Source organism: Shewanella fidelis ATCC BAA-318, from assembly GCF_000518605.1.
Classification (GTDB): Bacteria; Pseudomonadota; Gammaproteobacteria; order Enterobacterales; family Shewanellaceae; genus Shewanella; species Shewanella fidelis.
In genome coordinates, this window is the sequence record NZ_JADX01000011.1 from 75,812 (window position 1) to 93,953 (window position 18,142).

Below are 18,142 nucleotides of genomic sequence, written 5' to 3' on the forward strand. Positions count from 1 at the left end.
CCTTCCGGCCTTTTCTGTGAGTATTACTGTTTTCTGCCGCTTTAGCCAATTGCTAGCTATGATTACTGGCAAGACGGCATATGGATAATTGCGGTATAGTACACGTAATAAAGCCAGATTGGAGAGTGGCAATGTTTAAAAAAGCAATGAGTGTCTTATTGTTATGTTTAGCTTTTAATGTCAATGCAGTACCCACTGATGAAATTGCTAATATTTTGGCCGAGCAAGAAGCCGCATGGAATCGTGGTGACTTAGATGCCTATATGCAAGGCTATTGGAACAACGAGAAAATGCGCTTTGTTTCCAACGGTAAATTCCGCTATGGCTGGGAGGAAACTTTAGCCGCTTACAAAAAACATTATCCAGATAAAGCCACTTTAGGCACGCTAACTTTTACCATTAAAGAAACCAAAATGCTTAGCAACTATGCCGCAATTGTTGTGGGGCGTTGGTCGTTAGCACGGGCGAAAGATAACCCTAATGGCGTGTTTACCTTATTAGTTGAGAAGATTGATGATCGCTGGGTGATCACCCATGATCACACCTCGGATTAGCGCATATTCAGGAATAAGATTGCTATTATTTTTTGTTAGCAATCTTATTGCCTTGATGGCCATTATTCACTTTTAGGCTCGATAACAAATTCATCTCGGCCTAAATTACGGCCTTTACCGTCATATCTTACTTCAGTGAAATACAGCTTACCTTGCTGATCTTTCATGATAATGCTGGTCGAGCGAGTGCCATATTCTTGGTGCTGAATATAAATCGATGATAAATGTCGCTCCCATTCAACACTCACACCTGTGGTAGGTAGTTCGCTGTCAGGCGCTTGAGTTTTGTCTGTCATAATGTTGAGCAAGGCATCAACATCGGGTGTGCTATGACTATTGATGTGTTGCTCTATTGCTTGGGTGCCCCGAGCCATTTTCGGCCATATTTCATCAAGAGCCCCGTTACTAATAGCATGAAAGCCTGCACTTAAATGCGTCAACTGCTTTTTACGGCTATCAAAGCACTGTAACTGCAGTTCATCACCAAAGAGTAAATTAAATGGATTGTAGAATTGACTATAGCGCTGCAGCCAATCTTGATTAATGCCTTGCTCTGAGAGGGCTTTAAGGACCAATTCTCCTCTGCTTTGCATATCAATTTGGTTTAATTCTGGGGCGCGGATATTGGTAAGTCCTGCAACCTTGCCTTGTTGATTGACTCCAAGCCAAGTGCCGCCAGCTTGTAAATCTTTACCTGCTAGTATTGGGTTCTCAGTCGGCCAAAGGTGAGCTGGCTCGGTAGGGCGGTGATGAAATTCGTCGCGGTTGGCGCAGATAATAAGCGGGAATTTAGGGTGTGTTTGTAATGCGACAAAAAGAATACACATATTACGCAGCTCAAAACCAAGTCATGGAATTAGATTAATGCCCATGACTTGGAAAAGCTAGCGCTAGTCATTACCACCCGTGGTTAATGGTGGTGCTTATGCTCATCATGCTTATGTTGGTCATGAGTATGAGAGTGACCGTGGTCATGATCATGATGATGTGGCTTTGCTTTCAGTAACATTAAGCGACTTAGGAACTTACGTGGCCCTAATCGCAGTAAACTTGTGGCGAATAAAATTGCCACAATAATTAAGCAGATATTGTTTAGGTTTGCAGGTAAATGCACTAAGGCTTGCCACTTTGGATGCAAGAGCTCGATTACCCCAAGTAATGCAATTAGCAATGCAAATAGGCTGGCTTTTTGGCTCCAATTCATCAGTTTTAATTGCGCCAAATTGAATATTGGCGCAGCAATCAATGGCAGCATAACGGCAGTCGTTGTCCAGCCGCTATAGGCTAATGACAAAGATAATACCGCTGCTCCTAAATTACAGAAACGCATCGGTAAGAATACCAAAAGCAGCACTATAACTTGTACTAGCGGGCTGGATAGCGGCACCGCAGGGTGACCAATTAAGTTTGCCAATACTAAGCTGAGTAAAATCCATGGTGCACTGCGATCGACTAGATGCGCGAAACCAAAGCGCCATGCTGAGTCGGGCAAATATTCATGGGGATCAGTTGGTTCTACTTGGCAGCGAGTGAGTTGCCAGCCAATCGCTAATACTGAAATGGCTTGTAGCAGGGCAAACATGGGCCCAAGCAGTAAACCTGTAATGACAATGGCTTCAGGCCCAAGTAAGCGTTGTAGCCATAAATGGCTAAGCTGTTGATTATGAGGGGTTAAGCCAAAATAAAAACGCAAGCTTGCGACTGCATAAGCTACAAGTAGCACTGGCGCTATGGTTTGCATCCAATCGAGCAAGTGCTCAGTTGAATGGCTATGGTGGTGATGATCATGGCCGCCAGAATCCATCATCAATAGTAGTGCCAGTAATACAATGCCTAATAAGCTGCCAATACCGGCTTGATATTCATACTTACCTTGTTTATCGGTATCCGGCGAACCGTGAGGCTGATGTAGCACCACATGTAAAATTGAACCGGTGACAAAAGCTTGTAAGTAAACAGTATTTTCTAGGCTTAAGTGTGTAAGTAACTGCTCGCCTGCGAAATAACCAAATCCGGTTAGTAGCATCATCGCAGCCAATACTAGCATTGCCCAGCGGCTGCCTACTTGCGGTTTAAGTAGCCACCAAATCGCGACTCCCACAGGAAGTCGGTGCAATATGATCCCCAACGCTAATAGCGGAGAATTGCCTTCTTGCTGCGCCAAGACCATTGCACCACCATCAGTGATGGTATGCAGTAGTAAACCGCCAATACCTAAGGATAGAGTTAGGTTATGGGTAACTTCTGAATAACGATGAAATAGGCGTTCACTGAGTGTCGGTCCCCACATGCCAATAAGTACAAATACAATGGCAAGAAAACCACCATGCTCGAGTAACTCTGGCAAAATATGCAGCAACACCAAACCACCCAGTGATACGAATATAAATCCGTCTAGGCCTTTTTGCAGACCGTTGCCTTCCGAAAAGAATCGGTAGAACAGCGGACCTAATAAGAGTGCGATACAACTAGCTAAGAGATACAGCATGGAATTCCAAAGTTAAACTGGCAGCGCGAAAAAAACGCCATAGTATACCAGTGTTGTTACTAATTAGCAGAGTGCAATATCGAATTTACATTGATATTCAGTCATGACTAAATGAGTAAATTTGTGAACTTTTAGGGTGCAATTTGGTGTCCATTTGTTAGTTTAGCTGTAAAATTCAATCGAATATTGCAGTTATCGCAAATAGACAGGTATTACTATGGACACTTTTTCAGCGGCAGTCATGTTATTTCTTATTATGGATCCGTTGGGAAATTTGCCTATTTTTGCCTCGATATTGCGTCATATAGAACCGAAAAAGCGACGTATGGTGTTGGTGAGAGAGCTCATCATAGCGCTGGTGATCATGATGTTATTTCTGTTTGCGGGCGAAGCGATATTAAGCTTTTTGAATCTGCGTACTGAGTCCGTGAGCATTGCTGGCGGCATTATCTTATTTTTAATCGCAATTCGTATGATCTTTCCACAACCGGGGGGTGTCGTTGGTCTCGCCGCTGGTGAAGAACCGTTTATTGTGCCGATGGCGATCCCATTAATGGCTGGCCCTTCGGTTTTAGCGGCATTGATTTTACTGGCGCACACCGATAGCTCGCGGATGTTTGACTGGAGCATTGCATTGATTTCAGCTTGGGGCGCTAGCGCGGTTATTCTGTTGTTCTACAAGTTGTTTACTAAAGTCTTGGGCGAGAAGGGATTAACGGCTGTAGAGCGCCTTATGGGCATGGTGTTAGTGATGATCTCTGTGCAGATGTTTCTTGATGGTGTGGCAAATTATATTAGCCACACAGGCTTGTAATCATAGTTGGTTAAAACAACGCCCAGCGAAATGGGCGTTTTTTATACTAACTTTTCAATTGCTTGTTGTGCAGCGGGCAGGAACACTTCACTTACTACTAGCTGCTCGGTTTCATACTGGAAATAACGGCGACGTCCCCATAGCGGCTGGTTAACCTCTTGATTAAGTGATTTAGCCAGTTTAGCGATTTTAGTGCAGGCCTCAAAATGAGCGACTTCAATTTTTCCTGGGGTAAATTCGTCAGCTGAATATAGCAGTTCACCTAAAGGTCTCACCCCAAGGCCAAGAAATGCTTGTTGTTTTTTTGCAAGCAAGTCACCGGGAATTAAGGTTCGCGCAAATACCCATGGGGTGCCATCTAAAATTAACAGTACTTCTCTGATCCACATTTTTTGCGGCGTAACGCCATGTTCCAATGGTGCTAAGGTGTCTTCACCAAGGATTTTGACTTCAAAATGTTGGCACTGCGTTTTTAATTTTTTAGTTAAACTGCAGGTGCTCAGTAACCAGTCCTGAAAAGGCTGCTGGGGTAAGTTGGTGATTTGTTCTGGTGAAAACCATTCTATTGATTCACCATAAGGAAAGCTTAACCTAGTCACAGTCATCTAATTCTCGGTACAATACAGCAAACCGAAGCAGTCTAGCACGCTCATGGCGCAGCAGGTAGCTATTGTCAGTGATGACCTCCATCCTTGGCATTAGGTAAAGGAATAGCAACATCAAATATAACTAGGGGCTCAGTTTGAAGATGAATAGAATAATCGCCGTATTACTGATTGCATTATGTAGTAGCTTTAATGTCAGCGCCGCTGATAAAAAAGAGCTGGCAGATTACGCCTACTATGGTTTTGAACCTGAGATCGTAACTAACTACATTTCTAATCGAAAGAAGTTAGGCTATGTACGGATCAGTGTTGAACTTATGGTTAAAAAGCCTGAACAGCTAGTTAGCCTTGAACGTCATGACCCATTACTAAGAGCTGCAATTGTTGAGATCTTGGGTAACCAGACCGAAGACAAAGTGAAATCCTTAACCGGTAAAGAAGAGATCCGCCGTGAGTGCTTTGAGAAGTTAAATCTACTTTTAGAGCAAGAAACGGGTGAGCCGCTAGTGGTTAATTTACTCTTTACTAAATATTTATATGATTAATACCCATTAACATAAACTCCATGCGGGTACTGTGAGGTACCTGCTCACGTTTTAGGTGCCGACGCATTAACTCATGACTCATCAATCTAAATCTTCAGTAAAAAAGCCTAATAGGGCTGCGGCATCTAAACGTTTAGCCAATAAACAAGCAACCAGCGCAAAAGCGGCAACGCCGTCGCCAAGTAAAGGTTTACACCCGAGGAATCTGCACAATAACGGTTACGACTTTGACTCGTTAATTGCTTGTTTGCCAGCGTTAAAATCTTTCGTCAAGCCTAACCCTTATGGCAACTTATCGATAGACTTTGCCAATCCTAACGCGGTGAAAGCACTGAATAATGCCTTGTTAAAGCACCATTATGGTGTCGAACAATGGGATATTCCTGCAGGTTTTTTGTGTCCACCAATTCCTGGCCGTGCTGATTACATTCACTATATTGCTGATTTGCTCGCGGTAAAGAAAACCAATAAAAAACGTGTGCCTAAAGGTCCGCGAGTTAGAGCATTAGATATTGGCACTGGTGCTAACGTGATTTATCCACTGATAGGCATAAACGCTTATGGTTGGCAGTTTGTGGCCAGTGATATTGACCCCGTTTCGATTGCTAATGCTGAGCGCATTTTGGCTGCGAATACGTCGTTAAGTGATAGATTTTCTGCACGATTACAAACCAACGCTAAACAAATATTTGCTGGCATCATTAATCAAGATGAACGCTTTGACGTGACCTTGTGTAATCCACCATTTCATAGCTCATTAGCTGAAGCGAGTGCCGGAACCTCCCGAAAACTGCAAAATTTAGCTGCGAATCAAAGGGCGAGAGGTACAGCTAAAGTGCTGCCGCAAGAACCCGCTAAATCAGCTGCGGATACAGTACTTAATTTTGGTGGTCAAAAAGCCGAGTTATGGTGTGATGGCGGCGAGCAAGCATTTTTAACGTTGATGATTAACGAAAGCCAACAGTTTGCTAGCCAATGTTTGTGGTTTACGAGTTTAGTGTCCAAAAAAGAGAATCTTAAGCCAGCTAAGGCGTTATTAAGCCAAGTAAAGGCTAAACAGGTGCGCGAAATCGAAATGCAGCAAGGTAACAAGATCACCCGCATATTGGCTTGGACTTTTTTGACTGAAGAGCAGCAACTGCTTTGGCAGCAATATCGAGATGCGAATTGCTAGGCAAGTTCATCAATTAAATAACTTTTTATCTCATTTCAAAAATGCCCAATCCTCTTCTAGACTAAAAGAGTGTTACTTTTCCTCATTGGGCACTATTGTGAATTTTAAACTGGAAAACTTGCTAGTAGAGTTAGAGCTTCACTTACAAAAGCCTGAAGTGCGTAGCAATTATTCAGAGTTAGCACGTTTAATTAGTGACGACTTCATTGAGTTTGCTGCAACTGGCTGTAGCTTTGGTAAGGCGGAAGTCTTAGCACGCTTACCTGATGAACGCGCACCAACTATTGAAACGAGTCAATTTGCGGTTAGAGAATTACTCGAGGGGGTGTGCCAAGTGACGTATCGAGCTAAATTAAAAAAAGCTGATGACAATGTCACCAGCTTTTCTATGCGCAGTTCAATTTGGCGTCAATATCAAGGTGATTGGCAAATAGTGTTTCACCAAGGCACTCCATGTAAGCCGTTTTAACTGCGGTATTCGCGATATCGGGCAATTAGTCTGTTAATTGCCATTCCATAACAACTTACCACAATCTGTTAAGTCATAACCGCCAAGTGTCGCTGCGAGTTGCTGGGTTTGCGGCTCAGCAAGCAAGTTAAATAGTCGTTGAAGTTGGCGTCTAAAGTAGATCCCTTGTGGCATCACAAAGTCAAAAGATTCAGTGACTAATGGTACAAAGCTTAAGCCACTTTCAAGTGCTACTGATTGGCAACCAAAACCAATATCTGCGTTATTACGGGCAATATAACCCGCAAGTTCGCGTTCACTCTGAGCCACAATATTAGAGTTTAACTCCTCAAAAGAAGCGCCTTGCTTCATTAGCCATTGCTCTAAATGTTGCTGGCTACCAGCACCAGCTTGGCGGGCAACCCAACGCCACGACTGTTGCGACACTTTGTCTAACTCTTGGCAGCGATGATGCATATCAGGGCGCATCATTAGGCCCTGTTTACGGGTGTAGCCATGCACCATAACCCACTGTTGATGGTTCGCATAACCTTGCAACAGAGCTGGATGGCGTACGCTGCGTTCTTCCACGCTGCCCCAGTGTAACGTACATACATCGGCATAGCCGCGAGAAAGCAAGTCAAGGCCGAGACGTGAGCCAGTAGAGCTATAACTAATGAGCTCGCTTTTACCGACTTGCGACATCATGCGTGCGACTAACATAGACAACAGTGGGTCATCACTGCCAGTAATATGCATACGGTCAGACAGCATACCACTATGGCAAGAGTCCATTACCCATCTGTCGATTAGGATTTTTGGAAACAGCCATTTACCAGTGATCTTAGTCGCCGGAAGAATGCGGTCATTGGCCATTGAGTAAACTTTTTTCTCGTTTAGATCTAGATACTCAGAGACCTGTTTGGCACTCATATAGATCAGGTCAGTAGGCTCAGTCATTATTGGTCCTTGTTGCGCATGTAATACTATTGATAAAGGCTAATTGCTTAAGAAAGTGCATCAAATTCAATATTCTCTGCACCATTGTAAACCAAGAAATGGCGACCTTTGGCGCGAGCAATCATAGTGATCCCAAGCTTTTGAGCGAGCTCTAAGCCCATTTGGGTAGCACCACTACGCGATAGCACAACCGGGATCCCCATTTTGGCGACCTTAATTACCATCTCTGAGGTTAGACGACCTGTGGTGTAAAATAGTTTATCGTTGCCATTATCTTGATTTAACCACATTTCACCGGCTAGGGTATCTACCGCATTGTGACGGCCAACGTCTTCAACAAAACCAATGATTTGATCTTGATGGCATAAACCGCAACCATGCACAGCACCGGCATTTTTATAAGTTTCGTTGTAGGCATTGATGTTTTTTAACAAGCTATAGATCATGCTTTGCTTTAGCTCTGGCTTGGGTAAATCGATATCATCGAGACCGGTCATAAAGTCGCCGTATACAGTACCTTGACCGCAGCCAGTGGTTACGGTTTTTTCAGACAACTTATCGTCTAGATTTTCAATTTTTTCAGATGTCAGAATTGCCGCAGAGTTTACATCCCAGTCGACAATTACCGATTCCAACTTGCTGATATCAGATATAAACCCTTGATTCTTAAGGTACCCAAGCGATAGTGCTTCAGCGCGAGCTCCTAGTGTCATTAAGGTAACAATGGGTTGCCAGTTGAGATAAACCGTTAAAGGGCGCTCACAAGCAATGAATTTATCGACTTTTTCGCCATTTTCATTGATTGCAGTGACTGCAATAGTCAATGGAACATCAGTATTGGTTTTAATCAATTTTGGATTGCTTTTGTATGCAGTCATAGGGCTCATCATCAGTTTAAAGAAAGCGTTGCTGCTGGATCTAAGCAATATCTATACCTAAATGAATAGAGAGTTAAACTATGCAGTAGATCACATTTATGCCACTTGAGTCGCCCTTTTATGTCCTATCACTAATTGCTATTTAGACAAAATGTCCTAGTCTTTGAGAATAATATTTGATCTAGTTCAAACTATTTTGGCTTTAGCTAATGGCACACATATTGCTTTAATCTGGAGGAGAATTAATTTAACTGGTCTGCTCAAGCGGCAACCACCTCAGGCAAGACGGAGACTGAATGCAACATACCGAAAGCCAATGGCCAATGTACGTTTCTCTGAAAAAGATTGAGAAACAAGTCGGAAGATGGACCTCAGTACAGTGGGAAGTCGACCAAATGCTTCCTGCTACGCACGCCGCACCTGAAGGTGCCCACCTAGTCCTACTTGAACTGCATAAAGATGAGCGCGGTAGCTATCGTATCAATCTCGATATGGATAACGCCATGCTATACATCGTTTGTGACGAAACTGAGTTAGGCGATTGGAAGCCTGCTGCAATATCGGCAGACCAGAATGTCGCAGCTGGATGTTTAGAGGCTGACACCCCTGTTCTTAATATCCCAATGCCAAAAGCGATTGCTTGCTGGATTGAAGCTTTTATCACTCGCCATGGTGAAGTTGAGATCTGTGCTCATCGTCGTAAGCACGTTAACCGTCGCAAAAATCAAGGTCCTAGTACAGACCATACGGCAGAACACCTATGAGCGGTTTCTTATCTCGTTGGAACTTGCGTAAACAGCAAGTTGAAGAAAAAGGTGAAGCGGAAGTAGCTGCAGCAGAAGCCGCAGCACAAAAGGAAGCTGAAGAGCTCGCACTGGCTGCGCAAAAGCAGGCAGAAGCGGAGCAATTAGCAGCGCAAAATCCGCAGCAAGACGCAGATAACAGCTCTGCAGACGCGCCTAGTGAAAAAATATTAACGGCTGAAGATTTACCTGATCCTGAAAAAATCGAGGTTGGGGGTAGCTTTGCTAGCTTTATGGGAGCAAATGTTGACCCAGCCGCTAAATCTGCAGCGTTAAAAGCCTTATGGAAGCAGCCACATTACAATGAAATCGACGGCTTGCTTGAATATGCGCTTGATTACAGCAATCAACCTTTACTCTCAGCTGATGTGTCGGCGGAAATCGCCAAGAAGGTCTTCCGTCATATGGTCAAAGATGAAGATAAAGAGGCGTTGCCGCAAGATGAATTAGACGCATCAGATGAGATGATCGCGGCTGAAAAATCAACGCAAAATGAATCTGTTAATGACGTTGAGCCTGTGTCGGACATTTTGGACGGTGAGCAACAAGCCTTGTCCCAAAATGGACCAGAAAATGATGATAGCTCTACTGGAAAAGTTGTTTAACGTCACTATAGAGTGTTTTTAATTCCATAAATTTGGTATGTGAATTGCTGTATTAGAGAGTAAAAATAAGCTGATGCCAATATAGGCATGATGAGAACAGCGATACTCGTATACAGAAGCAGCCAAAGAACTGTTCAGGAACGCAATGTGAGCAATAGTGAAACACAAGTCGGACTCAAAGAAGTTCGTCAAAAGGTCCTTGCTGGAACTCAGGTGATTCAAAACCTGATCCCGCCGACCGTCAGCTATACCACCGAAGGTAACGTTTTGGTTATCGGTCCGGAGGATTTGGCACGTTTGGCTGCAGACAAATTGTCCAACATGGGCAAGTGTGCGATTTTGGCCAACGAACCTATTACTAGCCAAGATGAAGAACACCTTGAAAAAGTAATGACTGCTGCGGAAAACGTAGAAAGTTATTACAACAAGTTAATTGAAATCAAAGGTTTCTTAGGTCAGTTCCAAGTTAAAGTCGAGCATGAAAGTGGCAGTGCTGAGTTAAGTACTGTAGCGATCCGTAAAGCTCACTTTGACCTTATCCTCGATCTCAGCATGAGTCCTTGTATCAACCTAGAAATGTTGCCACCTGGCTATTTCTACGTCGGCCAAGATCAAGCCAAGCTAGATGATGCACTAGAGCAGCTACCGGATCTGATCGGTTCATTCGATAAGCCGCGTTATGTAAAAGTAAACAGTGACTTATGTGCTCACAACCGTAATGGTAATGAGGGTTGTACTCGCTGTTTAAACTTCTGCCCAGCAGACGCAATTGCTAGCGTACAGAAGAAAATCGAAATCGATCCATATCTTTGTCACGGTGCAGGTAGCTGTACTAACGCTTGCCCAACAGGCGCAATTAGCTACGACTTGCCAACACCACAAGCTATGCATACTTATTTGCAAAAGTTAGTCACTAGCTTCCGCTCGCAAGCGCAAACGGCACCTGTGATTTTGTTCCATGATATGGGCAAAGGTGCACAGCTAGTGACTGAAGCACTCGCAGGTGAGGTTATCCCGGTTGAGCTGGAAGAGATCACTGTTGCTAGCATGGATCATTGGATGTCGGCGCTTGCTTGGGGCGCGCGTCAAATCCTTGTGTTACAAACTGATGCCACAGCACCGACATTAACGCAAATGCTGCAAGGTGAATTATCACTTGCCAATGCCATTCTTGATGAGATGGGGCAACCACAGCGCATTAGCTTAATCACTGAAGCGCACTTAACAGAAGTGGGGGCTAAGGAGCTTTCTGAGCTACTTATTACCAGTGCTAGCTGGCCAGTGATAGTGCCGGCAGAGTTTGCGGCTACGACCAAGCGTGAAACCATTTACAACGCTATTGACCATTTAAATGAGCAAGCGGCATCAGTAGATACTTGCTTATCACAAAGTAATATTCCATACGGCCAAGTTAGCGTAAATACCGATAACTGTACCTTGTGTATGTCGTGTGTAGCGACATGTCCAACGATGGCATTGACTGATGGCGGTGATCGCCCAGCATTGCATTTTGTTGAGCAAGATTGCGTGCAGTGTGGCTTATGTGAAGCCGCCTGTCCTGAGAAAGTCATCAGCTTAACGCCTCAGGTTAATTTCGATAAAGCTGCGCGTCAGGCGCGTCAAACCCTGCATGAGGAAGCCCCGTTCGAATGTATTACTTGCGGCACACCGTTCGCAACGCAATCCATGGTGAAGCGGATGTTAGATGTGGTGGGAACCCACAGTGCCTTCAGTGCCAACACAGACCGTTTAAAAATGTGTGGTGACTGCCGAGTAAAAGACATGTTTGAAGACATTCTTCAAGATCCTGAAAAGCAACTGCGATAAGAGTTTAACCATGACCGAATTAGTAAGAGAAGTTTCAGAAAACGATCAGTTAAGAGCCGATATTTATCAGTTGCTAGCTGCATTACTGCGTCGTCAGCCAAGCCCAGAGCTACTTGCGTTTCTTTCAGGCTTGGAGATTGATGCCAATGACGACAGTGGCATGACTAAAGCGTGGGTGAGCTTAAAATTAGCCGCCGATCAATTTAGTGAAGAGCAGCTTGAAGACGAATATTTCAACATATTCCTAGGCGTGGGTAGTGGTGAAATCCTACCTTACGGTAGCTGGTTTATGACAGGTTCTTTAATGGATAAACCATTAGCTTTACTGCGCAATGACTTGATGCAACTAGGCTTTGAGCGTGAAGAAGACGTTAAAGAGCCGGAAGACCATGTTGCTGCTTTATGTGAAGTGATGGGCACCCTTATTTTAGAAGCGCCTGGCTACCGTCAGCTTGCTTTCTATCAGCGCCATATTGGTAGCTGGATTGAGCGCTTTTGCGACAACCTAGCAAAAGCACCAAGTGCCGCGTTTTATGCGACAGTTGCTCAGTTGGCAAAAGAGTTTTTTATTATCGAAGCCAAAGAGTTTGAGCAGTTAAGTTTAAACATTCCAGTTAACTGCCCAGGCAGCGAAGCTGAGAAAGTTGAAAAAATTGAGCCATCTACCAACGAGTTAGCGTCTTAGTCGCTGTTGGTATTTGGTTTGAATATATGTCAGTTCAGTCGTTGTTGGTTGATCACCGCAGTCTGAGCTGACATAGACAAAACTGGGACGCTATTTTAGCGCCCAACAAGAACTGGATAGAAAGCGGAATTATCACTTTCTATCTTAATTTCAGTAAATCTAAGGAGACACTATGAAGAAGCAAGCTTCCGACATGGGCCGTCGTCAACTGCTTAAGGCATTGGCAATCGGCGGTGCGGCCAGCGCAGTTGCAACTGCAAGTGGACAAGCTCTTGCTGCACAACCTGAAGTCGCACCTACTGCGAAAAAAGGTAGCGGCTACCAAGAGTCTGACCATGTTCGTAGTTATTACGACACACTGCGCAGTAAATAATTAAAGGAGAGTGTGATGCGATTAACCCGCAAAACAGACCAAGCTGCAGTAAGCAACAAAGCAGTTTTAGGTTTAAACCGTCGCCAATTCCTCAAGTCCGCGAGCCTCGCGACAGGCGGTATTGCAGCGGCATCGATGCTAGGCGCAGGAATGATGCGCAAAGCCGAAGCAAAAGATATTCCCCACGACACCCCCACTGAAACCAAACGTACTATCTGTTCTCACTGTTCTGTAGGCTGCGGTATTTATGCCGAAGTCCAAAATGGCGTATGGACAGGTCAAGAACCTGCGTTTGATCACCCATTCAATGCCGGTGGCCATTGTGCCAAAGGTGCTGCATTGCGTGAACATGGTCACGGTGAGAAGCGTCTTAAGTATCCAATGAAGTTAGAAGGCGGTAAGTGGAAGCGTCTTTCATGGGATCAAGCGATTGAAGAAGTGGGTCAACAAGCACTAGATATTCGTAAAGAGTCGGGTCCAGATTCGATCTTCTTCATGGGTAGTGCAAAGTTTTCAAACGAACAAGCATATATGTACCGCAAATTTGCGGCGATGTGGGGCACGAACAACGTCGACCACTCAGCACGTATTTGTCACTCTACCACTGTAGCCGGTGTTGCTAACACTTGGGGCTATGGTGCGCAAACCAACTCTTTCAACGATATTCGTAACGCGAAAGCGATGATGTTTATCGGCTCAAACCCATGTGAAGCTCACCCAGTTGCAATGCAACATATTTTGGAAGGTAAAGAGCGCGGCGCGAAAATTATCGTTGTCGATCCTCGTTTCACCCGAACTGCAGCTAAGTCTGACGAGTTCGTGCATATTCGTCCAGGTACGGATATTCCTTTCATTTATGGCTTGCTCTGGCACATCTTCGAAAATGGTTGGGAAGATCAAACCTTTATCGACCAACGTGTTTACGGTATGGAACGTATCCGTGAAGAGGTGAAGAAGTATCCGCCTGCTGAAGTTGCCAACATTGTTGGTGCATCAGAAGAGCAAATGTACCGTGTCGCTAAGCTATTAGCTGAAACTAAGCCGGGCACTATCGTTTGGTGTATGGGTGGTACTCAGCATCACGTCGGTAATGCTAACACGCGTGCGTACTGTATCCTTCAGCTAGCCCTAGGTAACATGGGTGTATCTGGTGGCGGTACTAACATCTTCCGTGGCCACGATAACGTACAGGGCGCGACTGACTTTGGTCTATTGTTCGATACGCTACCGGGCTACTATGGCTTAAAGACAGGTTCTTGGAAGCATTGGTGTAACGTATGGGATCTTGATTATGAGTGGGTTAAGAGCCGCTTCGATCAGGAGCCACGTTTAGGCCAAGATCCTATGACTTCGACGGGTATTCCATGTTCGCGTTGGCATGATGGTGTACTTGAAGACAAATCTAAGATTGCCCAGAAAGATAACATTCACATGGCGTTCTTCTGGGGGCAATCAGTTAACACTGAAACCCGTGGTCGTGAAGTGCGTGAAGCGCTGAACAAAATGAAAACAGTAGTGGTAGTGGATCCGTTCCCAACCATGGCTGGTGTCATGCATGAGCGTACTGATGGAGTGTATCTACTGCCAGCGGCGACTCAGTTTGAAACCTACGGTTCTGTTTCAGCTTCTAACCGTTCACTGCAGTGGCGCTCACAAGTCATTGAACCACTATTCGAGTCTAAGCCTGACCATGTGATCATGTACAAGCTTGCTAAGAAGTGGGGCTTTGAAAAAGAGTTCTGTAAGCATATTCAAGTTAATGGTGATGAGCCATTAATTGAAGATATGACTCGCGAGTACAACAAAGGTATGTGGACCATTGGTTATACAGGACAAAGCCCTGAGCGTTTGAAGATGCACCAAGAAAACTGGGGCACATTCGATATTCAATCGCTAGAGGCACCGGGTGGCCCAGCTAAAGGTGAAACCTATGGTTTACCTTGGCCATGTTGGGGTACACCTGAGATGAAGCATCCGGGTACGCAGATCTTGTATCGCACAGGCCGAGAAGTGAAATACGGCGGTGGTAACTTCCGTGCACGTTACGGTGTTGAGCATAACGGTAACAACATCTTGGCTGAAGGTTCTTACTCTAAGGGCAGTGAAATCAAAGATGGTTATCCAGAATTTACCGACAAGATGCTGAAGCAGCTTGGTTGGTGGGATGACTTAACTGCCGAAGAGAAAGTTGCTGCAGAAGGTAAGAACTGGAAAACAGATATCTCAGGCGGTATTCAGCGTGTGGCGATTGACCATGGCTGTATTCCTTACGGTAACGCGAAAGCGCGTTGTATCGTGTGGAACTTCCCAGATGATATTCCATTACACCGTGAGCCACTCTATACGCCGCGTCGTGATTTGGTTGCTAAGTACCCAACTTATGAAGATCGTATGGTTGCTCGTCTTCCTACCCTGTACAAAACAATTCAGGATCAGGATTTCAGTAAAGGCTTCCCATTAATCATTACAACTGGCCGTTTGGTTGAGTACGAAGGTGGTGGTGAGGAAACACGTTCGAATCCATGGCTTGCTGAGCTACAGCAAGAGATGTTTATCGAGATTAACCCAGCAGATGCTGCAGATCGCGGTATCCGTGATGGTGATGACGTGTTCGTTCATAGTCCTGAAGGTGCAAAAATCACCGTTAAGGCTATGGTCATTCCACGAGTTGTACCGGGCGAATGTTTCATGCCATATCACTTCGCGGGTGTATTCGAAGGTAAGAGCCTAGAGAAGAACTACCCAGAAGGCACAGTTCCTTACGTGATTGGTGAAGCTGCCAACACTGTAATGACTTATGGTTATGATGTTGTGACACAGATGCAAGAGACGAAAGTGAGCTTGTGTCAGGTCAGCAAAGCCTAATTAACTTGATGAGGAGATAAGCCATTATGGCAGTCATGAAATTCTTATGTGACACCAAGCGCTGCATCGAGTGTAACGGTTGCGTCACAGCATGTAAAAACGAAAACGCCTCAGCTATTGGCTGGGGGATCCAGCGTCGTCGTGTGGTTACACTACACGATGGTGAGCCAGGCGAAGCGTCAATCTCAGTAGCATGTATGCACTGTACTGACGCACCTTGTATGGCAGTTTGTCCGGCTGATTGTTTCTATCGTACTGAAGACGGCATCGTTCTTCATAACAAAGAAACCTGTATCGGCTGTGGTTACTGCTTCTATGCTTGTCCTTTCGGAGCGCCTCAGTTCCCTAAAAAGTCAGCATTTGGTAGTCGCGGTAAAATGGACAAATGTACTTTCTGTGCAGGTGGTCCTGAGCCAGACTTCTCTGAAGCAGAGCGCAAGCTTTATGGTGCAAACCGTATTGCAGAAGGCAAACTACCTATGTGTGCAGAGCTTTGTGCAACTAAAGCGCTGCTGGCAGGTGATGCGGGTGTGGTATCTGATATCTACCGTGAGCGTACTGCAGCACGTGGTGCACCTGGTACCATTTGGGGCTATACCCCAACAACTGGTTAGTCAGGCTGAATAGGGCTGAAACCTTGGTTTCAGCCCCAAAAAGGAGTGAATATGTTTATCAAGTCACTGCGCAGCCTGTTTGCAATGCTGGTTATTCCATTGGTGTTATCAATGGGGTTGGGACTAAGCGCTTCAGCAATGGCAGCGGATGAGCAATCGAGTCAGCAACAAGCTGGAAAAACGAGTGATGCCGATCTTTGGCGCGCGGTTAAATCGGGTGAGTCTGGCTACACCGTTGCCAAAGGCGTTGAGACGGGCGTATTAATTAACGTCGTTGGTAATGAAGGTGAAATAGTAAGAAATCAGTATTTAACTCCAGTAATGGGGATTACTGTTGTCGGTGTGTTTGCCGCATTCTTATTCTTTTATCTGGTGAATGGCCCCTCTAAATTGAGTAAGGGCTTTTCCGGAAAAATGGTTCTACGTTGGACCAAAGCAGATCTATGGATCCACTGGGTAATGGCGACTTCATGTTTGGCGCTAATATTCACGGGTCTGAACATCATGCTAGGTAAACACGTATTGCAACCGTACATTGGCGAAGGCCTCTGGGCTTCACTGATTTATGGAAGTAAGACCATACATGATTGGGTTGGACCGATATTTATCGTGTCTTGGCTGTTATCTGTGGTTAAGTGGATGCCAATGCAGACGTTTAAGATGTATGACCTTAAGTGGTTCCTTGTAGTTGGTGGTTATGTCAACTTTGGTCCATTTAAAGGTAAGCATCCTGATAGTGGCTTTGCTAACGCCGGTGAAAAACTATGGTTTTGGAGCTTAACCCTGTTCGGTCTATTTATTGCCGCATCTGGGCTAATGCTGGTATTGCCGGGATTGGATCTACCACGTGAAGCATCAATGGCTGCATTACTCATTCACTCAATTAGTGCGGTAATTATTATCGCGTTTACTATCGTGCACATTTGGATGGCAACGGTACTGAGTGAAGGTGGTATGGAGTGTATGGTATCGGGCTATTGTGACGAGAACTGGGCTATCCAGCATCACAATGTTTGGTACGATGAAATGAAAGATAGCAACAGCATCGTTTATAAAAACTAAACCTTGCTTGCGTTTCATCATAACAATGCCTCGACATATAGTCGGGGCATTTTTGTTTTTAGCAGTTGTTTACTCGAGGGAAAGGTATAAGACGATATTCCTGTCTGTAAATGAATATTATGGGCAGCATATTCAGCACCAAGTCCCCTAGGTTGTTGTTTTTTGGTAGCAAATTTGTGCTTGTGCATTTTGGGTTGCCCTAAGGAAAATAATATTTAAATAGGATTTTGTATAAAAAATGTTCCTCACCAATACCAAATGTTAATAATTAGCATTTATATCAGCAAATCCTTTAATGTTTTGTATTTGTTAAATTTAAATATGGCGTCAGCTGTCTATTCTGCTGTGTAATTTTGATTTGCTACACAGATTTTTGGCTTTTAAATATGCGCCAGTTAACACTTTGGCCGATCCTCCCCAAAAAGTCGAAATTTAACCTAACTCAGATCAATTTTTCCTAAAGTAATTTTCTTTATATTAGCCGGGCAATTTTGTTGGATACCTCTAATAAGTAAACAAATTTTACATTGTGGATCATTGGTTTAACAACTGGGTGTTGGCAACGTAAATAGTCGCATTATTAGACTTATCTTATTTTTCTGTAATTAGAGTATTCCTTTCTTTCAGGAGTAAAGATGAACAAGCAACAGCCTGATCTGAACCGCAGATCTTTGCTGAAAGCACTAACCATTGGTGGCACCGCAAGTGTTGCTATCGCCGCTACTGGCGTAAGTGTTGCTCAAGCAAGTGAAACTAAAGTCAGTTCAAACAAAGACAACGGCTATCATGAAACTGCACATATCCGTAGCTACTACAACAGCTTACGCGGATAGTTTAGGAGA

The 18,142-nt window shown here is 44.5% G+C and carries 19 protein-coding genes; 14 read left to right on the forward strand and 5 right to left on the reverse strand.

What is annotated here, in order from left to right; all coding sequences use genetic code 11:
* The first annotated feature begins 131 nt into the window (after positions 1 to 131).
* Complete coding sequence (locus tag L884_RS0106305; RefSeq protein ID WP_037410504.1) at positions 132 to 554, forward strand: YybH family protein; 423 nt, start codon at positions 132 to 134, stop codon at positions 552 to 554.
* A gap of 62 nt (positions 555 to 616) precedes the next feature.
* Here the strand turns inward: L884_RS0106305 and L884_RS0106310 are convergent, their stop codons facing one another.
* Positions 617 to 1,381, reverse strand: a complete 765-nt coding sequence (locus L884_RS0106310; protein ID WP_028766695.1) for an NRDE family protein — start codon at positions 1,379 to 1,381, stop codon at positions 617 to 619.
* Between the two features lie 83 nt (positions 1,382 to 1,464).
* Positions 1,465 to 3,042, reverse strand: a complete 1,578-nt coding sequence (locus L884_RS0106315; RefSeq protein ID WP_028766696.1) for a ZIP family metal transporter — start codon at positions 3,040 to 3,042, stop codon at positions 1,465 to 1,467.
* Between the two features lie 217 nt (positions 3,043 to 3,259).
* On the opposite strand from L884_RS0106315, the gene L884_RS0106320 reads away from it, so the two are divergent.
* Entirely contained in the window at positions 3,260 to 3,856 is a 597-nt protein-coding gene (locus tag L884_RS0106320) for a YhgN family NAAT transporter (protein WP_028766697.1), read from the forward strand.
* Between the two features lie 41 nt (positions 3,857 to 3,897).
* On the opposite strand, the gene L884_RS0106325 is transcribed toward L884_RS0106320, so the two are convergent.
* The gene (locus tag L884_RS0106325; RefSeq protein WP_028766698.1) at positions 3,898 to 4,461 is read right to left on the reverse strand and encodes a chorismate--pyruvate lyase family protein; all 564 of its coding nucleotides are present in this window, start codon (positions 4,459 to 4,461) and stop codon (positions 3,898 to 3,900) included.
* A 143-nt stretch (positions 4,462 to 4,604) separates the two neighbouring features.
* Here L884_RS0106325 and L884_RS0106330 point away from each other — a divergent pair, with 143 nt between their 5' ends.
* The 3 genes from L884_RS0106330 to L884_RS0106340 all read left to right on the forward strand — a co-directional run bounded on the left by L884_RS0106330 (position 4,605) and on the right by L884_RS0106340 (position 6,649).
* Positions 4,605 to 5,006: a flagellar basal body-associated protein FliL gene (locus tag L884_RS0106330; protein ID WP_028766699.1), complete on the forward strand. Its 402-nt coding sequence runs from the start codon at positions 4,605 to 4,607 to the stop codon at positions 5,004 to 5,006.
* 73 nt (positions 5,007 to 5,079) lie between these two features.
* Positions 5,080 to 6,180: a 23S rRNA (adenine(1618)-N(6))-methyltransferase RlmF gene (gene rlmF / locus L884_RS0106335; protein ID WP_028766700.1), complete on the forward strand. Its 1,101-nt coding sequence runs from the start codon at positions 5,080 to 5,082 to the stop codon at positions 6,178 to 6,180.
* A gap of 97 nt (positions 6,181 to 6,277) precedes the next feature.
* Positions 6,278 to 6,649, forward strand: coding sequence for a nuclear transport factor 2 family protein (locus L884_RS0106340; protein ID WP_051435566.1), 372 nt, complete (start codon positions 6,278 to 6,280; stop codon positions 6,647 to 6,649).
* A 33-nt stretch (positions 6,650 to 6,682) separates the two neighbouring features.
* Here the strand turns inward: L884_RS0106340 and L884_RS0106345 are convergent, their stop codons facing one another.
* Together L884_RS0106345 and L884_RS0106350 are read right to left on the reverse strand one after the other, a co-directional pair.
* Positions 6,683 to 7,588: a helix-turn-helix transcriptional regulator gene (locus L884_RS0106345; RefSeq protein ID WP_028766702.1), complete on the reverse strand. Its 906-nt coding sequence runs from the start codon at positions 7,586 to 7,588 to the stop codon at positions 6,683 to 6,685.
* Positions 7,589 to 7,635: 47 nt separating this feature from the next.
* Positions 7,636 to 8,478, reverse strand: coding sequence for a formate dehydrogenase accessory sulfurtransferase FdhD (locus L884_RS0106350; protein WP_028766703.1), 843 nt, complete (start codon positions 8,476 to 8,478; stop codon positions 7,636 to 7,638).
* Between the two features lie 284 nt (positions 8,479 to 8,762).
* On the opposite strand from L884_RS0106350, the gene L884_RS0106355 reads away from it, so the two are divergent.
* The 9 genes from L884_RS0106355 to L884_RS0106400 all read left to right on the forward strand — a co-directional run bounded on the left by L884_RS0106355 (position 8,763) and on the right by L884_RS0106400 (position 18,133).
* Positions 8,763 to 9,230 (forward strand): DUF3305 domain-containing protein, encoded by a 468-nt coding sequence (locus tag L884_RS0106355; RefSeq protein WP_028766704.1) that lies wholly within the window; start codon positions 8,763 to 8,765, stop codon positions 9,228 to 9,230.
* The gene (locus L884_RS0106360) at positions 9,227 to 9,874 is read left to right on the forward strand and encodes a DUF3306 domain-containing protein (protein ID WP_028766705.1); all 648 of its coding nucleotides are present in this window, start codon (positions 9,227 to 9,229) and stop codon (positions 9,872 to 9,874) included. Before L884_RS0106355 ends, L884_RS0106360 begins: the two co-directional genes overlap by 4 nt.
* A gap of 147 nt (positions 9,875 to 10,021) precedes the next feature.
* Positions 10,022 to 11,701 (forward strand): 4Fe-4S binding protein, encoded by a 1,680-nt coding sequence (locus L884_RS0106365; RefSeq protein WP_028766706.1) that lies wholly within the window; start codon positions 10,022 to 10,024, stop codon positions 11,699 to 11,701.
* A gap of 10 nt (positions 11,702 to 11,711) precedes the next feature.
* On the forward strand, positions 11,712 to 12,386 hold the full coding sequence (locus L884_RS0106370; protein WP_028766707.1) for a TorD/DmsD family molecular chaperone: 675 nt from the start codon (positions 11,712 to 11,714) through the stop codon (positions 12,384 to 12,386).
* Between the two features lie 172 nt (positions 12,387 to 12,558).
* Positions 12,559 to 12,759 (forward strand): twin-arginine translocation signal domain-containing protein, encoded by a 201-nt coding sequence (locus L884_RS0106375; protein WP_028766708.1) that lies wholly within the window; start codon positions 12,559 to 12,561, stop codon positions 12,757 to 12,759.
* Between the two features lie 15 nt (positions 12,760 to 12,774).
* Positions 12,775 to 15,624, forward strand: a complete 2,850-nt coding sequence (locus L884_RS0106380) for a formate dehydrogenase subunit alpha (RefSeq protein WP_028766709.1) — start codon at positions 12,775 to 12,777, stop codon at positions 15,622 to 15,624.
* A 26-nt stretch (positions 15,625 to 15,650) separates the two neighbouring features.
* Positions 15,651 to 16,238, forward strand: coding sequence for a formate dehydrogenase FDH3 subunit beta (gene fdh3B, locus L884_RS0106385; RefSeq protein ID WP_028766710.1), 588 nt, complete (start codon positions 15,651 to 15,653; stop codon positions 16,236 to 16,238).
* Between the two features lie 51 nt (positions 16,239 to 16,289).
* Entirely contained in the window at positions 16,290 to 17,300 is a 1,011-nt protein-coding gene (locus L884_RS0106390) for a formate dehydrogenase subunit gamma (RefSeq protein ID WP_028766711.1), read from the forward strand.
* Between the two features lie 635 nt (positions 17,301 to 17,935).
* Positions 17,936 to 18,133, forward strand: coding sequence for a twin-arginine translocation signal domain-containing protein (locus L884_RS0106400; RefSeq protein ID WP_028766712.1), 198 nt, complete (start codon positions 17,936 to 17,938; stop codon positions 18,131 to 18,133).
* Positions 18,134 to 18,142 lie beyond the last annotated feature (9 nt).